Origin of the sequence: Shinella sp. BE166, assembly GCF_051201095.1 — a bacterium.
Lineage (GTDB): Bacteria > Pseudomonadota > Alphaproteobacteria > Rhizobiales > Rhizobiaceae > Shinella > Shinella lacus.
This window is the reverse complement of the sequence record NZ_JBPEHL010000001.1, coordinates 234,022-250,637: the sequence shown is the minus strand read 5'-3', so window position 1 is coordinate 250,637 and position 16,616 is coordinate 234,022. Positions and strand designations below refer to the sequence as shown.

The 16,616-nt window shown below is 64.8% G+C and carries 14 protein-coding genes and 1 pseudogene; 7 read left to right on the top strand and 8 right to left on the bottom strand.

The features are described 5' to 3' along the window. Positions 1 to 23: 23 nt before the first annotated feature. The 5 genes from J2Y63_RS01105 (at position 24) to J2Y63_RS01085 (ending at position 5,054) form a co-directional block, all read left to right on the top strand. On the top strand, positions 24 to 1,037 hold the full coding sequence (locus J2Y63_RS01105) for a substrate-binding domain-containing protein (RefSeq protein ID WP_256115052.1): 1,014 nt from the start codon (positions 24 to 26) through the stop codon (positions 1,035 to 1,037). Between the two features lie 148 nt (positions 1,038 to 1,185). Then, a complete protein-coding gene (locus J2Y63_RS01100; RefSeq protein WP_256115053.1) occupies positions 1,186 to 2,172 on the top strand; it encodes an ABC transporter permease in 987 nt (328 codons plus the stop codon). Beyond that, on the top strand, positions 2,172 to 2,954 hold the full coding sequence (locus J2Y63_RS01095) for an ATP-binding cassette domain-containing protein (RefSeq protein ID WP_435264537.1): 783 nt from the start codon (positions 2,172 to 2,174) through the stop codon (positions 2,952 to 2,954). The genes J2Y63_RS01100 and J2Y63_RS01095 overlap by 1 nt, the downstream gene beginning before the upstream one ends. 52 nt (positions 2,955 to 3,006) lie before the next feature. Then, the gene (locus J2Y63_RS01090; RefSeq protein WP_435264536.1) at positions 3,007 to 4,038 is read left to right on the top strand and encodes a hypothetical protein; all 1,032 of its coding nucleotides are present in this window, start codon (positions 3,007 to 3,009) and stop codon (positions 4,036 to 4,038) included. Beyond that, positions 4,035 to 5,054, top strand: coding sequence for a carbohydrate kinase family protein (locus J2Y63_RS01085; RefSeq protein WP_435264535.1), 1,020 nt, complete (start codon positions 4,035 to 4,037; stop codon positions 5,052 to 5,054). The genes J2Y63_RS01090 and J2Y63_RS01085 overlap by 4 nt, the downstream gene beginning before the upstream one ends. 52 nt (positions 5,055 to 5,106) lie before the next feature. On the opposite strand, the gene J2Y63_RS01080 is transcribed toward J2Y63_RS01085, so the two are convergent. The 3 genes from J2Y63_RS01080 to J2Y63_RS01070 form a co-directional block, all read right to left on the bottom strand. After that, entirely contained in the window at positions 5,107 to 5,763 is a 657-nt protein-coding gene (locus J2Y63_RS01080; protein ID WP_435265023.1) for a pentapeptide repeat-containing protein, read from the bottom strand. 180 nt (positions 5,764 to 5,943) lie between these two features. Further along, positions 5,944 to 6,759, bottom strand: coding sequence for an MBL fold metallo-hydrolase (locus tag J2Y63_RS01075; RefSeq protein WP_435264534.1), 816 nt, complete (start codon positions 6,757 to 6,759; stop codon positions 5,944 to 5,946). Positions 6,760 to 6,831: 72 nt separating this feature from the next. Next, positions 6,832 to 7,671 (bottom strand): HpcH/HpaI aldolase/citrate lyase family protein, encoded by an 840-nt coding sequence (locus tag J2Y63_RS01070; protein WP_435264533.1) that lies wholly within the window; start codon positions 7,669 to 7,671, stop codon positions 6,832 to 6,834. Positions 7,672 to 8,023: 352 nt separating this feature from the next. On the opposite strand from J2Y63_RS01070, the gene J2Y63_RS01065 reads away from it, so the two are divergent. Continuing rightward, on the top strand, positions 8,024 to 8,845 hold the full coding sequence (locus tag J2Y63_RS01065; RefSeq protein ID WP_435264532.1) for an FAS1-like dehydratase domain-containing protein: 822 nt from the start codon (positions 8,024 to 8,026) through the stop codon (positions 8,843 to 8,845). A 99-nt stretch (positions 8,846 to 8,944) separates the two neighbouring features. After that, positions 8,945 to 9,361: pseudogene (locus J2Y63_RS01060) on the top strand (FAS1-like dehydratase domain-containing protein); the annotation flags it as partial. Positions 9,362 to 10,145: 784 nt separating this feature from the next. Here the strand turns inward: J2Y63_RS01060 and J2Y63_RS01055 are convergent. The 5 genes from J2Y63_RS01055 to J2Y63_RS01035 all read right to left on the bottom strand — a co-directional run bounded on the left by J2Y63_RS01055 (position 10,146) and on the right by J2Y63_RS01035 (position 16,610). Further along, the gene (locus J2Y63_RS01055) at positions 10,146 to 10,805 is read right to left on the bottom strand and encodes a GntR family transcriptional regulator (RefSeq protein WP_435264531.1); all 660 of its coding nucleotides are present in this window, start codon (positions 10,803 to 10,805) and stop codon (positions 10,146 to 10,148) included. Positions 10,806 to 10,938: 133 nt separating this feature from the next. Next, the gene (locus J2Y63_RS01050; protein WP_435264530.1) at positions 10,939 to 11,514 is read right to left on the bottom strand and encodes a hydrolase; all 576 of its coding nucleotides are present in this window, start codon (positions 11,512 to 11,514) and stop codon (positions 10,939 to 10,941) included. A gap of 37 nt (positions 11,515 to 11,551) precedes the next feature. After that, positions 11,552 to 13,906: a CoA transferase gene (locus J2Y63_RS01045; protein WP_435264529.1), complete on the bottom strand. Its 2,355-nt coding sequence runs from the start codon at positions 13,904 to 13,906 to the stop codon at positions 11,552 to 11,554. 22 nt (positions 13,907 to 13,928) lie between these two features. Beyond that, positions 13,929 to 15,140 (bottom strand): FAS1-like dehydratase domain-containing protein, encoded by a 1,212-nt coding sequence (locus J2Y63_RS01040; protein ID WP_435264528.1) that lies wholly within the window; start codon positions 15,138 to 15,140, stop codon positions 13,929 to 13,931. Between the two features lie 258 nt (positions 15,141 to 15,398). Continuing rightward, entirely contained in the window at positions 15,399 to 16,610 is a 1,212-nt protein-coding gene (locus J2Y63_RS01035; protein ID WP_435264527.1) for a CaiB/BaiF CoA transferase family protein, read from the bottom strand. Positions 16,611 to 16,616 lie beyond the last annotated feature (6 nt).

Below are 16,616 nucleotides of genomic sequence, written 5' to 3'. Positions count from 1 at the left end.
ATCGTAGATTTTGGGAGGTTTTCATGTCGTTTCATCGCATTCGCACGTCCGCACGTTCCAAAGCTCTCCAGGCCGGCATCAGCGCCCTCGGCCTGATGCTCGGCGTCGCCTTCGGCGCCGGCTCGGCCTCGGCGCAGGAGGTCATCGTCGGCCTCGTCACCAAGACGGAGGTCAACCCGTTCTTCGCCAAAATGCGCCAGGCCGCAGAAGCCCGCGCCAAGGAAAAGGGCGTCAAGCTGATCGCCCGCGCCGGCAAGTTCGACGGCGACAACGAAGGCCAGGTTGCCGCCATCGAGGACCTGATCAGCGCCGGCGCCAAGGGCATCCTGGTGACGCCGAACAACTCGTCGGGCATGCTCGACATCATCAAGAAGGCCCGCGAGGCCGGCGTTCTGGTGATCGCGCTCGACACCGCGACCGACCCCGCCGACGCGGTCGACGCCACCTTCGCGACAGACAATTTCGAGGCCGGCGTGCAGCAGGGCACCTATGCCCGCAAGGCGATGGGCGACACGAAAGCGGTCGTCGCCATGCTGGACGGAACGCCGGGCGGCACGGTCGATACCTTCCGCCATGACGGCTACCTGAAGGGTTTCGGCATCGCCGAGGGTGACCCGTCCATTGCCGGCGCCGCCATCACCAACGGCGCGCAGGACAAGGGTCAGGTCGGCATGGAGAACCTGCTCTCCAAGAACGGCGATATCAACGCCGTCTACACGATCAACGAGCCGGCGGCGGCCGGTGCCTATGCGGCGCTCAAATCCTTCGGCAAGGAAAGCGACGTGATGCTGACCTCCATCGACGGCGGCTGCGCGGGCGTGCGCGATGTCAAGGACGGCAAGATCGCCGCAACGGTCATGCAGTTCCCCTACAAGATGGCGTCCATGGGCATCGATGCCGTGGCGGAATATGCCGCGACCGGCAAAAAGCCGAGCGGCTTCGTCAATACCGGTTCCTTCCTGATCACCGACAAGCCCGTCGAGGGCCTGGAATCGAAGGATACGGCCTGGGGCCTGGAAAACTGCTGGGGCGATTGATCGGCCTTCTCCCGGCGGGATCACGCACGGTCACGCGCCTCCCTTGGCGCGGGCGCCGTCGTGATCCCGATCGGGGGTCCATCGGTCACGGCGCGACGGCGCCACGGCAATCCGTCGGGGTGCGGCGCCCCCGAAGCATGAGGTTTCCATGAACACAGCCACCGCTTCTCCGCCCGAGACATCCCCGAGCCTGAAGGCCCGCATCATCGGCGCACCTTCCGCGGGGCCGCTGCTGGTTCTCATCGGTTTCTGCGTGATCTTCGCGCTCACCAATCCGCGTTTCCTTGCCACCCACAACCTGTCGATCATCCTGCAGCAGACGGTCATCATCGGCGTGCTGGCGATCGGTCAGACGCTGGTCATTCTTACGGCCGGCATCGACCTCGCCGTCGGCGCCATCTGCGTGCTCGGCACCATCGTCGCCGGCAAGCTGGTCAATCTCGGCTATGACCCCGTTCTCTCGATGGGCTTCGCCGTGCTGGTCTGCACGGCCGCGGGGCTTGCGGCGGGCGGGCTCGTCAGCGGTCTCAGGCTGCCGCCCTTCATCGTCACGCTCGGCATTCTCGGCATCCTGACGGCAGCCTTGCGCCTAATCTCCGAAGGCGGCGCCTTCGCCGTGCGCGACCCGTTCCTCTCCTGGACCGGCAATACGATGAAGCTCGGCGGCTTCGTGCTGACCTACGGCGTGCTCATCATGTTCACGCTCTATGCCGTCGTCTGGTACTTCCTGAACCAGACCAAGTGGGGCCGCCACGTCTACGCCATCGGCAACAATCCGGAGGCAGCCCGCCTCGTCGGCATCCCGGTGCGCCGCCACCTGCTCTCCGTCTATCTCGTCGCCGGCCTCATCTACGGCATCGCCGCATGGCTGGCGCTCGGCCGCATCCCGAATGCCGATCCGAACGCAATGCAGACGGCGAACCTCGATTCCATCACGGCCGTCGTCATCGGCGGCACCAGCCTGTTCGGCGGCCGTGGCGGGCTGATCGGCACCCTGATCGGCGCCCTCATCGTCGGCGTGCTGCGCAACGGCCTGACGCTCGCCGGCATCGATCCGCTCTGGCAGGACCTCGTGACCGGCATCCTCGTCATCATCGCCGTCGCCCTCGACCAGATGTCGCGGAGGAGGAACTGATGTCCTTCGAAACCAACACCGAGACGCCGTCCCATGTCGTGCTGGAAGCGCGCAACGTCGTGAAGACCTATGGCCATGTCACGGCGCTCGCCGGCGTCGACTTCGAGCTGCACGCCGGCGAAATCCTCGCCGTCGTCGGCGATAACGGCGCCGGCAAGAGCACGCTCATCAAGGCGCTGACCGGCGCCCTGCATCCGACCAGCGGCGAAATCCTGCTTGACGGCGCGCCCGTCCACTTCCGCGGACCACTCGATGCGCGCCATGCCGGCATCGAGACGGTCTACCAGGATCTCGCCATGGCGCCGGCGCTCGACATCGCCTCCAATCTCTTCCTCGGTCGCGAACTGCGTGCACCGGGCATCCTCGGCAGCATCTTCCGCCGCCTCGACAAGAAGCGGATGCGGGAAGAGGCCCGGCGGGCCATGAGCGAGCTGAAATTCCGCCTGCCGTCGATCGACAATGCAGTAGAAGCGTTGTCCGGCGGCCAGCGGCAGGGGGTCGCCGTCGCCCGCGCAGCGCTCTTCGCGCGAAAACTCGTCATCATGGACGAGCCGACGGCAGCGCTCGGCGTGCGCGAGACCGGCCAGGTGCTGGAACTCATCCGCTCGATCCGCGAGCGCGGCCTCGCCGTGGTCCTCATCAGCCACAACATGCCGAATGTCTTCGATATCGCCGACCGCATCCACATCATGCGGCTCGGCCGACGCGCCGCGGTGGTGACACCGAAAACCCATTCCATGAACGACGTGGTCGCCATCATGACGGGGGCCGCCACCGCCTGATCCTTCCCGTCCGGTTCCCGACAGGCCGGACCATACCGAACGGAGCCAATCCATGTATCGCCTCGACCAGAAGCTCGCCCGCATCCGCGCCGGAAAATACACCCGCAACGACTTCATCATCGCCGACGCCAAGGACGGCGACATGGGGCCGAGCATCACCTCCTGCGGCCCCAGGCGGGCAAAGGACGGCACATGGTCGCGCCACTATACCCGCCCGGAATTCCTCGAAAACATCCGCGCCGTCGTCGAGCAGGATATCGTCGACATCATGTTGACCTCGGCCTCCAACATGGAGGCGCTGATCGACATGGGTGTCTATCGCGGCAGCGCGGTGAAGCCGGCGATCCGTGCCAACGACACGACCGACGTCTGGGTCTGCCGCGGCGCCACCTATTCGCAGCAGGCCTCCCGCCCCTTCCGCAGCGCCTCCCTGTCACGCGTCGCGACCGGCACTATCGATCCCGCCCCCGGCGCGCCGATCACCGGCACCGATCTCGGCCTCTATTCCATCACCTTCAACAACGATCTCGACCGCGACTACCAGGCGCTGGAAGCCTTCGGGGCCTTTCGCGAGGATGCCGCGCGCAACAATTTCAAATACTTCCTTGAAGTGTTCAATCCCAATGTTGACTCCAGGATCGCGCCCGAGACGGTGCCGCACTATGTCAACGACGTGCTGATGCGCTGCATTGCCGGGGTCACGAAGGCGGACCGGCCGCAATTCCTGAAGATCCCGTTCAACGGCGCCAAGGCGATGGAGGAGCTTGCCTCCTACGATCCGAGCGTCATCGTCGGCGTGCTCGGCGGCGGTGCGGGCACCACCCGCGACTGCTTCGAACTGCTGCACCAGGCCGAACGTTTTGGTGCACGCGTGGCGCTGTTCGGCCGCAAGATCAATCTGGCGGAGGATCCGCTGGCGATGGTGCGTTTCATGCGCGAGGTCGCCTCCGGCAATATTTCCCCCGCTGAAGCCGTGAAGGCCTATCACGCGGCGCTTACGAAAGAGGATATCACGCCGATCCGCGAGTTCGCCAAGGACAACGAGGTAACGGAAGCCGTCCTCAAGCCGGAGCAGAGCAAATGACGAGCGCGCGGCGAGGTTTCCTCACCGGCGGAACGTGGTGCGCCGACTACAATCGCAGCGTCAGCCACTGGCCGGGTGAGGACGGCCTTGCCGAGCTCTTCGAGGAGGAGCGCCACGGCGGCGGGTCGAGCTGCAACCTAGCGCTCGACATGAAGCGCCTCGACCCGTCCATGCCGGTCGAGACCGTCGGCCTCGTCGGCGACGACGACGATGGCCGCTACCTCAAGGCGACGGCCGAGGCGGCGGGCATCGACACGCGCCAGATGGCGATAACCGATGCCGCCGCAACGCAGTTCTGCGACGCCTATGTCTCGCGCAAGTCGCACCGGCGCACCCATATCTTCCATGCCGGCACGGGGGCGCTCCTGACGCCGGACCATTTCGACTTTTCCACCACCCGCATGCGCTATCTCCATCTCGGCCTGCCGGGCGTTCACAGGACGCTCGACAGTCCCTGGCACGATGAGCCGAACGGCTGGGTCGCCGTACTCAAGAAAGCCCGCGCCGCAGGCCTTCAGACCAATCTCGAACTGGCCAGCATCGAAAAGAGCCTGATGGCGGCGCTCGTGGCACCCTGCCTGCCCCATCTCGACTTCCTCATCGTCAACGACATGGAGATCGGCGCGATTGCAGGCGTGGAGACCGTGGGCGCGGAGGCGACCGACCGGCAGGCCTGCGAGCGTGCCGCGCGCATTGCTTTGGAACGTGGCGCCATGAAAATGGTCGCCGTCCACTGCCCCGCCTTCGCGATCGCCGTCACGCGCGACGGAGAGACCGCGACGCTGCCACCCGTCGCCATTCCCGAAACGGAAGTGCTCGGGGCGAACGGTGCTGGCGACGCCTTTGCCGCGGGCATGTTCTACGGCATCCACGAAGGCTGGAGCATGGAACAATGCCTCCGCCTCGCCCACGCCACGGCAGCCGCATCGCTGCGCAGCATCTCGACCACGGGCGCGATTGTCCCCTGGCAGGAATGTTTGGCGCTGGCGGAACGTTGGGGCGAGCGCGCTCTGTAGTTGCGTTCGCTTGCCAAAACCTACAGGGAGAGACACGAGAAGAAGAAACGTCTCATTCCTGTGCACAAGGCCATGAGGTCGGCGTCGTAAGGCCGTTCGGCAGCTTGGTCTCGGCGTCGCCGCAAGCAATGTCGATTTGGGACTGGTCGAGACCGGTAGCACCGGACAGATCCAGCCCCTCAATCCGCGTCAACAGCATGAACGCCCTGTTAAAGCCGAGCGCTCTCTCTACTTTTGCCTCGCTCAGATCGGCGCGCGCAAGGTTCGCATAGGCGAAGCTCGCGCCCGAGAGGATCGCCTCATCGAAGTCCGCGCGGCTGACATCCGCTTTCTCGAAACTTGTATTTGTCAGGTCGGCACCGTTGAACGCAGCGCGCTGAAGTTCGGCGGATGCAAACGAGGCCCCCTGGGCAAAAACGTTCTTGAAGATGGATCGATAGGCCTCGACCCTTGCGAAATTCGCCTTGTCCAGCCGCGCATCGGTGAACCAGGTCCGGACCAGGGTCGCCTTCTCCAGATCGGCCCCCGTCAGCGTGGTATTGCGCATGTCGGTCGAACTCAAATCGGCATCCCGGAAATTCGCGCCGGTGAAGTCGTTGCCGCTCAGCATCAGGCTCTTCTTGGCGCAGTCGCTCCAATCGATTTCGGGCGCGGGGTCCGACCGGCAATCCGCGGCCTTGGCGTCACCGGACGAAAGGCCCACGGCCATCCCCAAAAATGCCGCGGCGAAGCCTAAAAACATGCCCCTCTGCAGTGCACTCACCGTAATAACTCCCGTTGCAAATACGACCTTTAAACTGACACCTCCTTAAATATGGTGATCAACCGCCGAATGTCATCAGCTAACGCTCTAGAAGAGTGACGGATAAGGCACGCAGTTGCAGTTGGGTCAGGCGGAGCGCCACAGGCCGTCGTCCTCGATTGCCAGGCCGTCCTGCGCGAGCTTGATGAGATGGGCCGTCAGGTTGCGTTCCGCCGCCGGACGGAGTGCTTCGCTGATATTGCCGTAGAGTTCATCCGCCATGTCGGCAACCGAGCGGGGCGTTTGCGCCAAGGCCGCGACGACCTCCCGCTCCCGCTCGCTGCGGCGCGTGTAGAGCTTGCGCACCGCCTTCATGGGATCGGGCAGCGGCGGGCCGTGGCCGGGCAGATAGAGCACCCCGCCGCGGTCGAGCAGCAGCCGGATGCTGTTCATATAGGCCGCCATGCTGCCATGCGGCGGGCTCACCACGGTCGACCGCCAGGACATCACGTGGTCGCCTGAAAAGACAATCCCGTCCGGCCGCAGGAAGCACAGGTGATCCGGCGCATGGCCGGGCGTGTGCAGGCAGGTCATGCCGAGGATCTCGTCACCATTGTGCAACGGGACGTCCGGCACGATGCCGACGGCATTCGTCGGGTAGGCATAGACCGGCGCGCCGGTCAGCGCCTGCAACGCGGCCGCATTGCCGATGTGGTCGTGATGCGCATGGGTGATGAGAATGTGGGTGATCGGCGCGCCTGCGGCGTCGCGCACCTCCAGCGCATGCTCTTCGTCGAGGGGGCCGGGGTCTAGCACGGCGACGCCGCCGGGCGCGTCGATCAAATAGGTGTTGGTCCCGTGATAGGTCATCGGGCCGCGGTTGCGCGCGACGATCCGCCTTATTCCGTCGAGAACGGGAATAGCGATGCCGCGCGGCGGTTCGGGCTCGGTGAGAAACGTCATAGGGAACAGCTTTCTCGTATGCGGTGCGAGATGGGGATCATGAGACGATCGGCGGTCCGTTCGCGGCCTCTTCTACGGCGACGCCATGGCAACGATGCGTCGCGCCGAGCGCAGCACGGCCTCGTCTATCATTTCGCCGTCGATCCTGACGGCATCGCTTCCTGCGGCAACGGCCTGGAGCAGGTCCCTCGCCTTCGCGATCTCGGCTTCGGTGGGGCTGAACGCCCGGTTCAGGACCGCGACCTGCGCCGGGTGGATGGCGAGCTTGCCGGTGAAGCCCAGGGCACGGACGCGCAGGGCTTCGGCGGCTAGATCGGCCTCGTCGGATATGTTGAAGAACGGCATGTCCAGGACGGCGATGCCCGCGCTGCTGGCCGCATTGACGATGGTCGCCCGTGCCAGGAACAGCGCCTCCCAGCCGATCTCCGCACGCAGATCCGCCGCCATGTCCGCCCCGCCGAGCGCCAACGCCTCGACGCTCGCATGCGCGCCGGCGATGGCGCCTGCATTGGCGACGCCGCGCGCCGACTCCACCGTGCAAACGAGCGGGACGCCGCCGAAATGCTGCGCCGCAAGCCGCGCTTCGGCCTCGCTCTCCGTCTTCGCCAGCACGATGAAATCGAAAAGATGCGCGACGGACGCAAGCTCCCGAAGGTCATCCAGGCCGGCGCGCGAGAAGGCGCTGCTGACACGCACGCCGAGCAGTGCCAGCCTTTCAGGCGCTGACAGCACCCATTCCACGAGACCGCGCCGGGCTTCGGCCTTTGCGGCGGTCGCAACGGCATCCTCCATGTCGATGATGACGGCATCCGCACCGCTGGCCAGCGCTTTCGAAAACCGGTCCGGCCGGTTTGCCGGAACGAACAACAGGCTCCGCGCCTTGCCGATTGAAGATGCCGCCCTCGTCGCCATTGCTACCTCTGCTGCTTTTTTCCGGGTCTGCAAACGGCTTTGACGCTCGAATGCTGCACGCCCATTATTATGGATTATGCATAATATAATGCCTGTTTTCCGATGGGGATGGAAGCCCCCTTTTCGGGCCAACGTAGTTTTCGGCCGAAGGGGACTTCCCATCAGGAAAGAGCGATGCTAGATAATGCATAATGCATTACTACTCGCGGTGTGTCGAATTGCTCAGTCGGATGCTTTGCAGAAATTGCCGGATCGCAGGTGCGAATATTGCCGGAAGGCCGGGCGGACCGCCTGCCATGCCCGGTCCCGCGATCAATCGCCACCATCGCGCAGCCGAAGGAGACCTTGCCGAATGAATGTCCAGGACTATGTCGGCCGAACGGATATTCGCAGGGATGTCATCTGCAGGCATGCGCTCAGGCGGCTTGCGGCAACCCTGGATATCGACGAGCCGACCACGCTGCCGCCGCTCTGGCACTGGATGCTGTTCCAGGAATGGCCCCGGCCGTCCGGCATCGGCGCGGACGGGCATCCGCGCCGCGGCGGCTTCCTGCCGCCCTTGGTCGACCTCCCCCGCCGCATGTATGCCGGCGGTCGGATTTCCTTCCTGACACCCTTGCAGGCCGGCGACGAGGTGACGCGCAAGAGCACCATCTTGAACGTCAAGGAACGGGTCGGGCGCTCGGGCGCCATCGTCATCGTGACGATCGGGCACGAGATCAGCGGGCCATACGGCCCGACCATCCTGGAGGAACAGGACCTCGTCTATCTCGGGCCAAGAGACGCATCCGGCCGCGCGCCGGAACCCGCGGAGGCGGCGTGCGCCGGCGCGACCAGCGTCGAGCTTGTGCCCGATCCCCTCCTGCTGTTTCGATATTCGTGCCTCACCGGCAACGGCCATCGCATCCATTACGATCTGGAATATACGCGGGAAGAGGAAAACTATCCGAGCCTCGTCGTGCACGGACCGCTTCAGGCGACATTGCTTGCCAAGCTCGCCGGGGAGATACAGGACGGATCGGTCATGACGGGATTCACGTTCAAGGCACTCCACCCCGCCTTCCACGGAAACACGCTTCGCCTCGAAGGCTGGAACGAGGACGGCCATGTAAAGGTCCGGTCGCTGGACGCGGGTGGTGCGCTTTGCGTTGACGCAACCGCGACCTTTTCATAACGTTGGCCGGACTTCCTTCCAGAGGCGGACTGCTGCCCAAGGCGCCGCGCCGGCCGTCAAGCGACACGGGTTTCGGCGCCAGCTCACCCTAACGAGCCCATGACCATGAACGAGAAAATCGAAGTCGGTTCCGCCCCGAGCGAGGGAAGCATCACGGACGAGGCAATCGCCCAGGCAAGAGCGATGATCGGCCTGCATCTGCGTCCTGAAGGCCCCTATCTCCAGGATGCCAGCCTCGATACGCTGACCACCTTCTGCAACGGCATCGGCGACGTGAACCCGCTCTTCAGGAACGAGGAACACGGCCGCAATTCGCGGCTCGGCACGATGGTGGGCCACCCGATGTTCCCGATGGCCTTCGGCTGGGTCGGGCGCACCCGCTGGGGCCTGCCGGGCGTGCACGGCTTCTACGCCGGCAGCGACTGGGAGCTGTTCCGATATCTCAGGCCCGGCGACCGCGTCTCGGCAGTGGAACGCGTCCTCGGCATCGAGGAGAAGCAAAGCCGGTTCTCCGGTCGGCTGGTGCTTCAATATGTCGAGGCGTCCTATGTCAACCAGAACGGCGACCTTATCGCCCGGGCGATCGGAACCTGCACGCGGCACGAGCGCAAGGCGGCGCGCGAGGCGGGCAAATACAAGGACATCCGCAAAAGCCGGTATAGCGACGAGGAACTGCAGGCGATAGAGGCGGCGATCCTGCGGGAGGAATCCGAGATCCGCGGCGCCGAAGTCCGCTATTTCGAGGACGTGCAGGAAGGGGACCTACTGCCACCGATCGTGCGGGGGCCGCTCACGCTCCTCGATACACTGGGCTTCCTGGTGGCGTCGGGGCGCGGCCATACGCATGGCATCGTGCTGCGCGGCGCCGTCAAGCATCCCGGGCATTATTTCCGCAATCCGGAAGCCGGCGGCGGCGTCGAATATACCGGCATCGGCCATCACCGGGAGACCGCGGCGCGCGAGGTCGGCGTGCCCGGCACCTATGACTACGGACCGCAGCGCTCGTCCTGGATGTGCAGCCTGGTGACCAACTGGATGGGAGACGCCGGCATCCTGCGCCGGATCCGCACGGAGATGCGGCGCTTCAACACCGTCGGCGACACCACCTGGTGCAAGGGAAGGACAGCCGCAAATATATCCGCGACGGGCATGCGATGGTCGATATCGAACTGTGGGCGGAGAACCAGCGCGGCGAAATCACCACGCCCGGCCTGGCGACCGTCATCCTGCCCTCGCGCAATCCCGAACTCCGCGTCGCCTTCGACGGCTCCGGCCTGGATCTCGGGTTGCCGACGGTTCGTTAGCGGCTGGTTTCCCCGTCCTTGGGCAGCACCAGCACGTCGCGCAGTTCCGACCAGCCCGTTTCGATATGGCGCTGCGTCGCGCGCAAGGCGCCGTCCACATCGCGGTTGGCGATGTGGCGCAGCAGTTCGGCATGTTCCTCGGCCGCCCTTTGGGCGCGACCGGAGATCCGGTTGATCTGGTCGAACGGATAACGAGCCCAGAGGATTTGGACGAAGTGCAGGGCCTGGGGCATCTGCGCGACCTGATACAGCCGCATGTGAAAACGATAATTGGCGCCCCGCGCCTGCATGCTGTCCTCGCGGCCGGCGGCCTCCTCGAATTCCTTCGCAAGCTCCCGCACCTCGCGCAGGTCGTCCTCGGTAACGTATTTGACGACCTCGCGCACCAGCTCCGATTCTAGAATATTGCGCAGGTTCAGCACCTCCGCCGAGGCGCGGGCATCGAAGGGAGCGACGATGGCGCCACGATAGGAATTCCCCTCGACATAGCCCTCGGCCGCGAGTTGCTTCAACGCTTCGCGTATCGGCGTGATGCTTGTGCGAAGCATCTCCGCCAAGTCGTTTTGCTTCAGCCGCGTGCCGGGCGGGAAACGTCCAGAAATGATTCCTTCCCGCAAGAAATGCGCAATCTGCACCTCTTTGGTGCCGAAGTTCATAGGACTTTGCGACATTCCGATAGCCTCTGAAACCTTGCGTCTTTCCTCAGGTTAACGAACGTATTGTAATCTATAAGGTAATGCCAGACATGACAGGGCTGCTCCACAGATCTTGTCATACTGCACGGCCTGGTCAGAGGATGGCGATCACCTCATCGGTGGTTCGGACACGACCGAGGCGCGGAAATATCCGCTCGATCGCGTTGTCATGGCTGATCTGGCTGAACGCGGTCATGGCATCAGACACGAAAACCTGGTTGAAGCCGCGCTCGAACGCGTCGCGGGCGGTGCTCTCCACGCCGAACTCCGTCGCGATGCCGCACAGGATGATCGTCGTATAGCCGCGGCGGCGCAGCTGCAATTCGAGATCCGTTCCGTAAAATGCACCCCAGTTGCGCTTCATCACGACGAGGTCTTCCGGCTGGCGATCGAGTTCCGGCGCCAGCACCGAATAGTCCGCCGGCAGGCCGTCCCGGCTCGTCGGCCGGTCGCAGTCCGGCTTGACGAAATCGTTGCCATCGGAAGAGCTGTCCACGTAGACGAGGATCGGCTTGATCCCGACCTCACGCGCCTTCGCAAGCAGGCGCGCCGTATTGGCGACGACGGTCGCTGCGGCATGGGGAACCGTCTTGCGGTTCACCACCCCCATCTGCAGGTCGATGACGACCACGGCGGTCCTGGCACGATCTATCACGAATGAATCCGACATCACTTTTCTCTCTTTCGTTTTGCCTGAAAACGTGAGGTTAGATTATCACCTCGGCCTCTTCGAGGGCACTGCGCTCGGCCCGGGACATGCCCAGCAGCTCCCCATAGACATAGTCCTCGTCTCCGCCGAGTGCGGCCGGCGCGCCTTTTTCGATGCCGCGGCCGGACGTCTTCGACAAACGGGCCGGAACGCTGACCGCCGGCCGCACGACGCCGCCCACCACGATATCCCGGATCGCGGCGCGCTCGCGCATATGCGGGTCGGCGACGACCATTTCGGGGGTCCAGGAGGCGTGGGCGGCGATGCCGTTCTGCTGCAGCAACACGGCAATCTCCTCGGCGTCGTGGTTGCGGGTCCATGCACCGACAAGGCCGTCCAGCCTGCTCCGGCTGCCGAGACGGCCCGAAACCGTGGCGAGGCAGGGATCAGCCGCGGCCCCGCCGATCAGGCCGGCCAGCACGCGCCACTCGTCGTCGTTCGCCACCGCTATCGACACCCAGCAATCCTCGCCCTTCGCCGGATAGGCACCATGCGGCGCCATGCCGAGATGGTGGTTGCCCATGCGCTGCGGTTCATCCCCGTGGTCGGTCTGGAGAAGCGCCTCGCCGATCAGCGCACTGGCGATCTCGCGTGCGGCCAGGTCGACATGCGCGCCCTGCCCGGTGCGTCGGCGGAAACTCAGGGCCGCCAAGGCGACACTCGCGGCATTGAGGCCGACGGAGTGGTCCATCACATGGCGGATTTCGAGCGGCGGCCCGTCTTCATAGCCCGACAGCGTGCCAAGCCCGCCCCAAGCGGCAAAGAGCGGCGCGTAGCCGGCGAAATGCGCGTCCGGCCCGGTCTGCCCGCAGGCGCAAGACGACAGCATGATGATGTCCTGCTTCACCTTGGCCAATTCCGCGAAGCTGATGCCCAGGCGATCCATGACCCCGGCGCGGAAACTTTCCGCGACGATGTCGGACTTCGCCGTGATGCGCTTGACGAGTGCCACCCCCTCCGGCTTCTTCACATTGATCCGGATCGATTTCTTGTCGGCCACGACATGGGCGAAGGTCGATGGCTCCATCCGTCCGTAGACGGGATGCGGACGGCGGAACATGTCGAGCCGCTTCGACGTCTCCACCTTGATGCATTCGGCCCCGAGCTGGCCCAGCATGTGCGTGCCGAACGGTCCGGCCGCGTGAATGGTGAAGTCGAGGATGCGAACACCCGCGAGCGGCCTGCCGGAAGCGGACGCCGAGGAGACCGGCGCTTTCGGTTGGGCGGGCACCGGGGCCGAAGCCGGGCTTCCCCCCAGAGCCAGCGGTTCGGGGCCGAAGCGGTAGGGCGCGACGAAGACACGGCGCTCCCCCACGCCCTCGATCGCGACGGATGCAAAAATCTTCCGGGCGTTTTCCTGGGCGCCGTCCAGCACTTCGGCCGGCGTGGCATATTTTGCGAGCGGCACGCCGAAGGCCTGTCCGCGCGTCACCAGGTCGTCGCAGGTCTGCGTCGCCGTCCAGGCGCGCAGGTGCCGGTTGATCTCCTCACCGCGCCGGCCGCGGGCCAGGGGATCCTGCAAGCCCTCTTCCTTTGCCCATTCCGGATCGCCCATCAGCGTCACGAAGGATCGCCACTGTTTGTCCTCGATGGTCAGGAGCTCGACGAAGCCATCCTTGCAGGGCATGACGCCGCCATAGCGGAACGACCGGCTCTGCCGGCGCTCCTTGAAGCCGTCCCCCAGCTGCTGGATGGCGAAGAGCCCGACGACGACGCCGCATTCCTGCACCGAGATGTCCACGAACTGGCCGCCTGCGGTGGGTCTCGCCCAAAGCGCCGCGAGGCCGCCGAGCAGTGCCCCGACACCACCCTGGAACTGCATGAAGTTGCCATGGATCTTGAGCGGCGGACGCTCGGGAAACATGTCCAGCGACAGGCCGTTCGGCAGCAGGTTGCCCTCGCCCGAGGCATGGATGAGATTGATCTCTTCGCCCTTCCAGTCCGCCTTCGGCCCCGTGGCGCCGAAGGGCAGTACGGAGACGTGGACGAGGTTCGGAAACCTCGCCTCCACGGCGTCGGGCGCAAGACCGAGAGCGGCCTTGTCGCGCAGCGGCACGTCTTCGATCAGGATGTCCGCGCTGTCGAGCAGCGCTTCGAACGCGGTCCGGTCCGCCTGCGGATCGGCACTGGAGAATTTCTTGCCGGCAGAAAGGTAGGCGAACAGCGCGCTTACCTTCGTGCCGGAAAGAAAGGGTTCCGCGCGTCGCAACGACGACCCGCCAGCCGGTTCGACGGCCGTCACCTCGGCGCCGAGCGTTGCCATGAGGCGGCCGGCATAGGCTGCCGCCGGTCCGCTGGCACGCTCGACAACACGAATTCCGGCCAGCGGCCTGGAAAGATCGGCATTGCTCATCAGTTTCCTCCCGGTCCGCGATCTATCTGAAGACAGGCAGATCGAGGCTGACGGCGGAGCCGTCGAAGCGGATCGGCATGGTGATGTCGCGCGAGGGCAGAAGCACGGTGGCCTTGCCCGGCGTGGTGATCTCGCCGCGCTGGTTCTCGCCCCAGATCTCCAGATCGACCAGCGTGTGCCCGTCCTTGATGTACTTGCGCTCCACCTTGCCCTTCAGCCAGGTCGAATCCCCCATGATGTTGAACCGCCGCGCCTCGACACGAAGCCGCTTCAGGAAGGCTGCGTCGCCCATCCAGTTCGTCACCAGCGTCGCCATCCACGTCGTGCGCTGCGGGCCGTAATCATAGGCGCCGGGAACACCCACCTGCTTGGCCACCGATTCACGCGCATGGCCAATGCCGGTATATTCGACACCACCACCCGCATCGTCCGAGCGGAAGAAGTGTTTGGGATGTTTTGCCGCCCGGCGGAACAGGATGCCGTGCGTGTGGCCACGCCCAACGCAGACCATGAAGCCCATCGTGTCCATCAAGGACAGCGGGCCGCGCAGCACCGTGGGAAGGCTTTCCCCTTCCGTCACGTCTTCCCAGTAGCGCACGTTCTCGCCACGGATGTTGTCGGCCTCGCCGAGCGTCGCCGCCTCGATCTTCTCATAGTCCTCCGGCGTATATTCGTGCGCCTTGATGTCCTTGTACTTGCCCGTCTCGCGGGCGGCCTTGCGCTCATGACGCGTGCAGAAGCCGAGGCAGCGCGCCACCAGCTCGTTGCGCTGGTTGACGTAGCTCGCCTCCACATATTGCAGCACCAGGCGGCCGGAGAACTTGCTCTCCTTCTCCTCGACGCCCACGACACGCTCCACCGCCGAGATCCGGTCGCCCGCCTTCACCTGGCGGAACAGCTCCCAGTCATGGCCGGCGAAGAAGCCGTGAACGCCCGGCAAGCCCCAGCGTGTGCGCCCGACATAACCATAGGCCATCGGGAACATCGGATGGGCGACCTGGGCGCCGTAGCGCGTGTTCCTGCCGTATTCCAAATCCCGGTAGAGCGGATTGAGATCGCCGATGCCGTTGCAGAAGTTGCGCATCGTGTCGGCCGTCGCATCCTGCAGATACGGCCCTTCCGGCCGCAATTGCAGGCCGATCATGGCGCGTGCCTCGGCGATCGCCTCGTCGGTGATGACGCCCTCGGGGGGACGGTCCGTGATGCCGGTGCCCGGCTGTACTTCCATATTCATCGATTTCCTCCGCTTGAAGACAAGGGCCTCGCCTGCGTCCAAACCGCCCGGCCCAGCCGGCAGTTCGTGAGGCGCCCTTCAAAGTCAGTTATTATGCATAATGCGTAATCTGGGGACGGTCAATCCTTTCCGACAGTGTTGAAGCAAACAAACACAAGCTAAATCATAGGGTTCGCAGAAATGGAGACCGCACATAGGCTCGCCCCGACAGGCTCGAACCGACCCGTCCGGCGAAGGCGACCGGCTTTCCATCGTCTGTTATGAACGGTGCCATGTCCTGTCGGCAGCAGGATCGGCGAGCACATTGGCGTCGAGCAGGCGCTGATAATCCGCCTCATCGTAGCCCAGCGACTGCATGATCTCCAGCGTATGAGCGCCCAGCACCGGCGGCGGCAGTTCCGTGGCTTCCGACCTGTCCCGCAGCGGAAAATCCGGCACGTCGAAGACAAGATCCTGGAAGGTCAGCGCCGTCAGCTTGCCGGGATGCCGCGCCTGCGGCGACGACAGCACGTCCTGCGGCGCGACGATTTCGGTAAAGGCGAATCCCGTCCCGCCCAGGCGTTCCGTCAACTGGTCGAAGGTGAAGCTTGCGATTGCCTGCGCGACGATCTCCTCGACCTCGGCGCGCCGCTTTCGCCGCATCCGGAAGGTGGCGAGGCTCTCGTCGCCCGCGGCGGCCAGCGAGAGCGATTCACAGAACTTCTTCCAGTGATTGTCGTTCAGCATCATCAGGTAGACCCAGCGCCCATCCGCCGTTTCGTAGGCGCCGTAGCCCGGCATGCTGAACTCGCCCGAGGGTTCGACATCCGCCCGCCCCGTCAGATGCTTCTTCAACTGCATGCCGACATAATCCCGGCCGGCAACGTGCAGTCCGGTCTCATATAGACCGATCTCCATGTGCCGCTCTTCCGGCGTCGCACGATCGCCGCGCAGCAGCGCCGCCAGAATGCCGATGACCGCATAAGTGCCCGCAAACTGGTCGTGATAGGACGGTCCGAGCCGCGTCGGGCGGCCGTCGTTGCGGTGCGAATACATCACCCCGGTGGAGGCCTCCGCGACCGGATTGGAAGCGAGTTCATTCTCCAGCGGCCCCGGCCCATAGCCCCGGATGTGGCAATAGATCAGGTCCGGCTTTATCCGCGTGCAATCCTCGTAAGTCACGTTCAGGCGCTGCGCGGCGTTCGGCGCGAGATTGTGGATGAGCACATCCACGTCGGCCAGCAGCCGTGCGAACAAGTCGTGTCCCTCTTCCGTGCTCAGGTCCACGGCGATGCTCTTCTTGCCGCGGCTATAGGCGATGAAGGTGCCGCTCGGGCCGCCGCGCACCAGCGTGCGGGTCGGATCGCCCGACACCGGCTCAAGCTTGATGACCTCGGCGCCGAGCTGGCCGAGCATATGGGCAGCGAACGGCGCCGCGACCATCGATCCGAGCTCCAGCACTTTGACGCCAGCTAAGGTTTCCGTCTGCATCGACTG

Bases quoted from the DNA above. Each gene is read 5' to 3' on its own strand.
- J2Y63_RS01105 (WP_256115052.1), top strand. From the start codon at position 24: ATGTCGTTTCATCGCATTCGCACGTCCGCACGTTCCAAAGCTCTCCAG.
- J2Y63_RS01100 (WP_256115053.1), top strand. From the start codon at position 1,186: ATGAACACAGCCACCGCTTCTCCGCCCGAGACATCCCCGAGCCTGAAG.
- J2Y63_RS01095 (WP_435264537.1), top strand. From the start codon at position 2,172: ATGTCCTTCGAAACCAACACCGAGACGCCGTCCCATGTCGTGCTGGAA.
- J2Y63_RS01090 (WP_435264536.1), top strand. From the start codon at position 3,007: ATGTATCGCCTCGACCAGAAGCTCGCCCGCATCCGCGCCGGAAAATAC.
- J2Y63_RS01085 (WP_435264535.1), top strand. From the start codon at position 4,035: ATGACGAGCGCGCGGCGAGGTTTCCTCACCGGCGGAACGTGGTGCGCC.
- J2Y63_RS01080 (WP_435265023.1), bottom strand. From the start codon at position 5,763: ATGGCCGTGGGCCTTTCGTCCGGTGACGCCAAGGCCGCGGATTGCCGG.
- J2Y63_RS01075 (WP_435264534.1), bottom strand. From the start codon at position 6,759: ATGACGTTTCTCACCGAGCCCGAACCGCCGCGCGGCATCGCTATTCCC.
- J2Y63_RS01070 (WP_435264533.1), bottom strand. From the start codon at position 7,671: ATGGCGACGAGGGCGGCATCTTCAATCGGCAAGGCGCGGAGCCTGTTG.
- J2Y63_RS01065 (WP_435264532.1), top strand. From the start codon at position 8,024: ATGAATGTCCAGGACTATGTCGGCCGAACGGATATTCGCAGGGATGTC.
- J2Y63_RS01055 (WP_435264531.1), bottom strand. From the start codon at position 10,805: ATGAACTTCGGCACCAAAGAGGTGCAGATTGCGCATTTCTTGCGGGAA.
- J2Y63_RS01050 (WP_435264530.1), bottom strand. From the start codon at position 11,514: ATGTCGGATTCATTCGTGATAGATCGTGCCAGGACCGCCGTGGTCGTC.
- J2Y63_RS01045 (WP_435264529.1), bottom strand. From the start codon at position 13,906: ATGAGCAATGCCGATCTTTCCAGGCCGCTGGCCGGAATTCGTGTTGTC.
- J2Y63_RS01040 (WP_435264528.1), bottom strand. From the start codon at position 15,140: ATGAATATGGAAGTACAGCCGGGCACCGGCATCACGGACCGTCCCCCC.
- J2Y63_RS01035 (WP_435264527.1), bottom strand. From the start codon at position 16,610: ATGCAGACGGAAACCTTAGCTGGCGTCAAAGTGCTGGAGCTCGGATCG.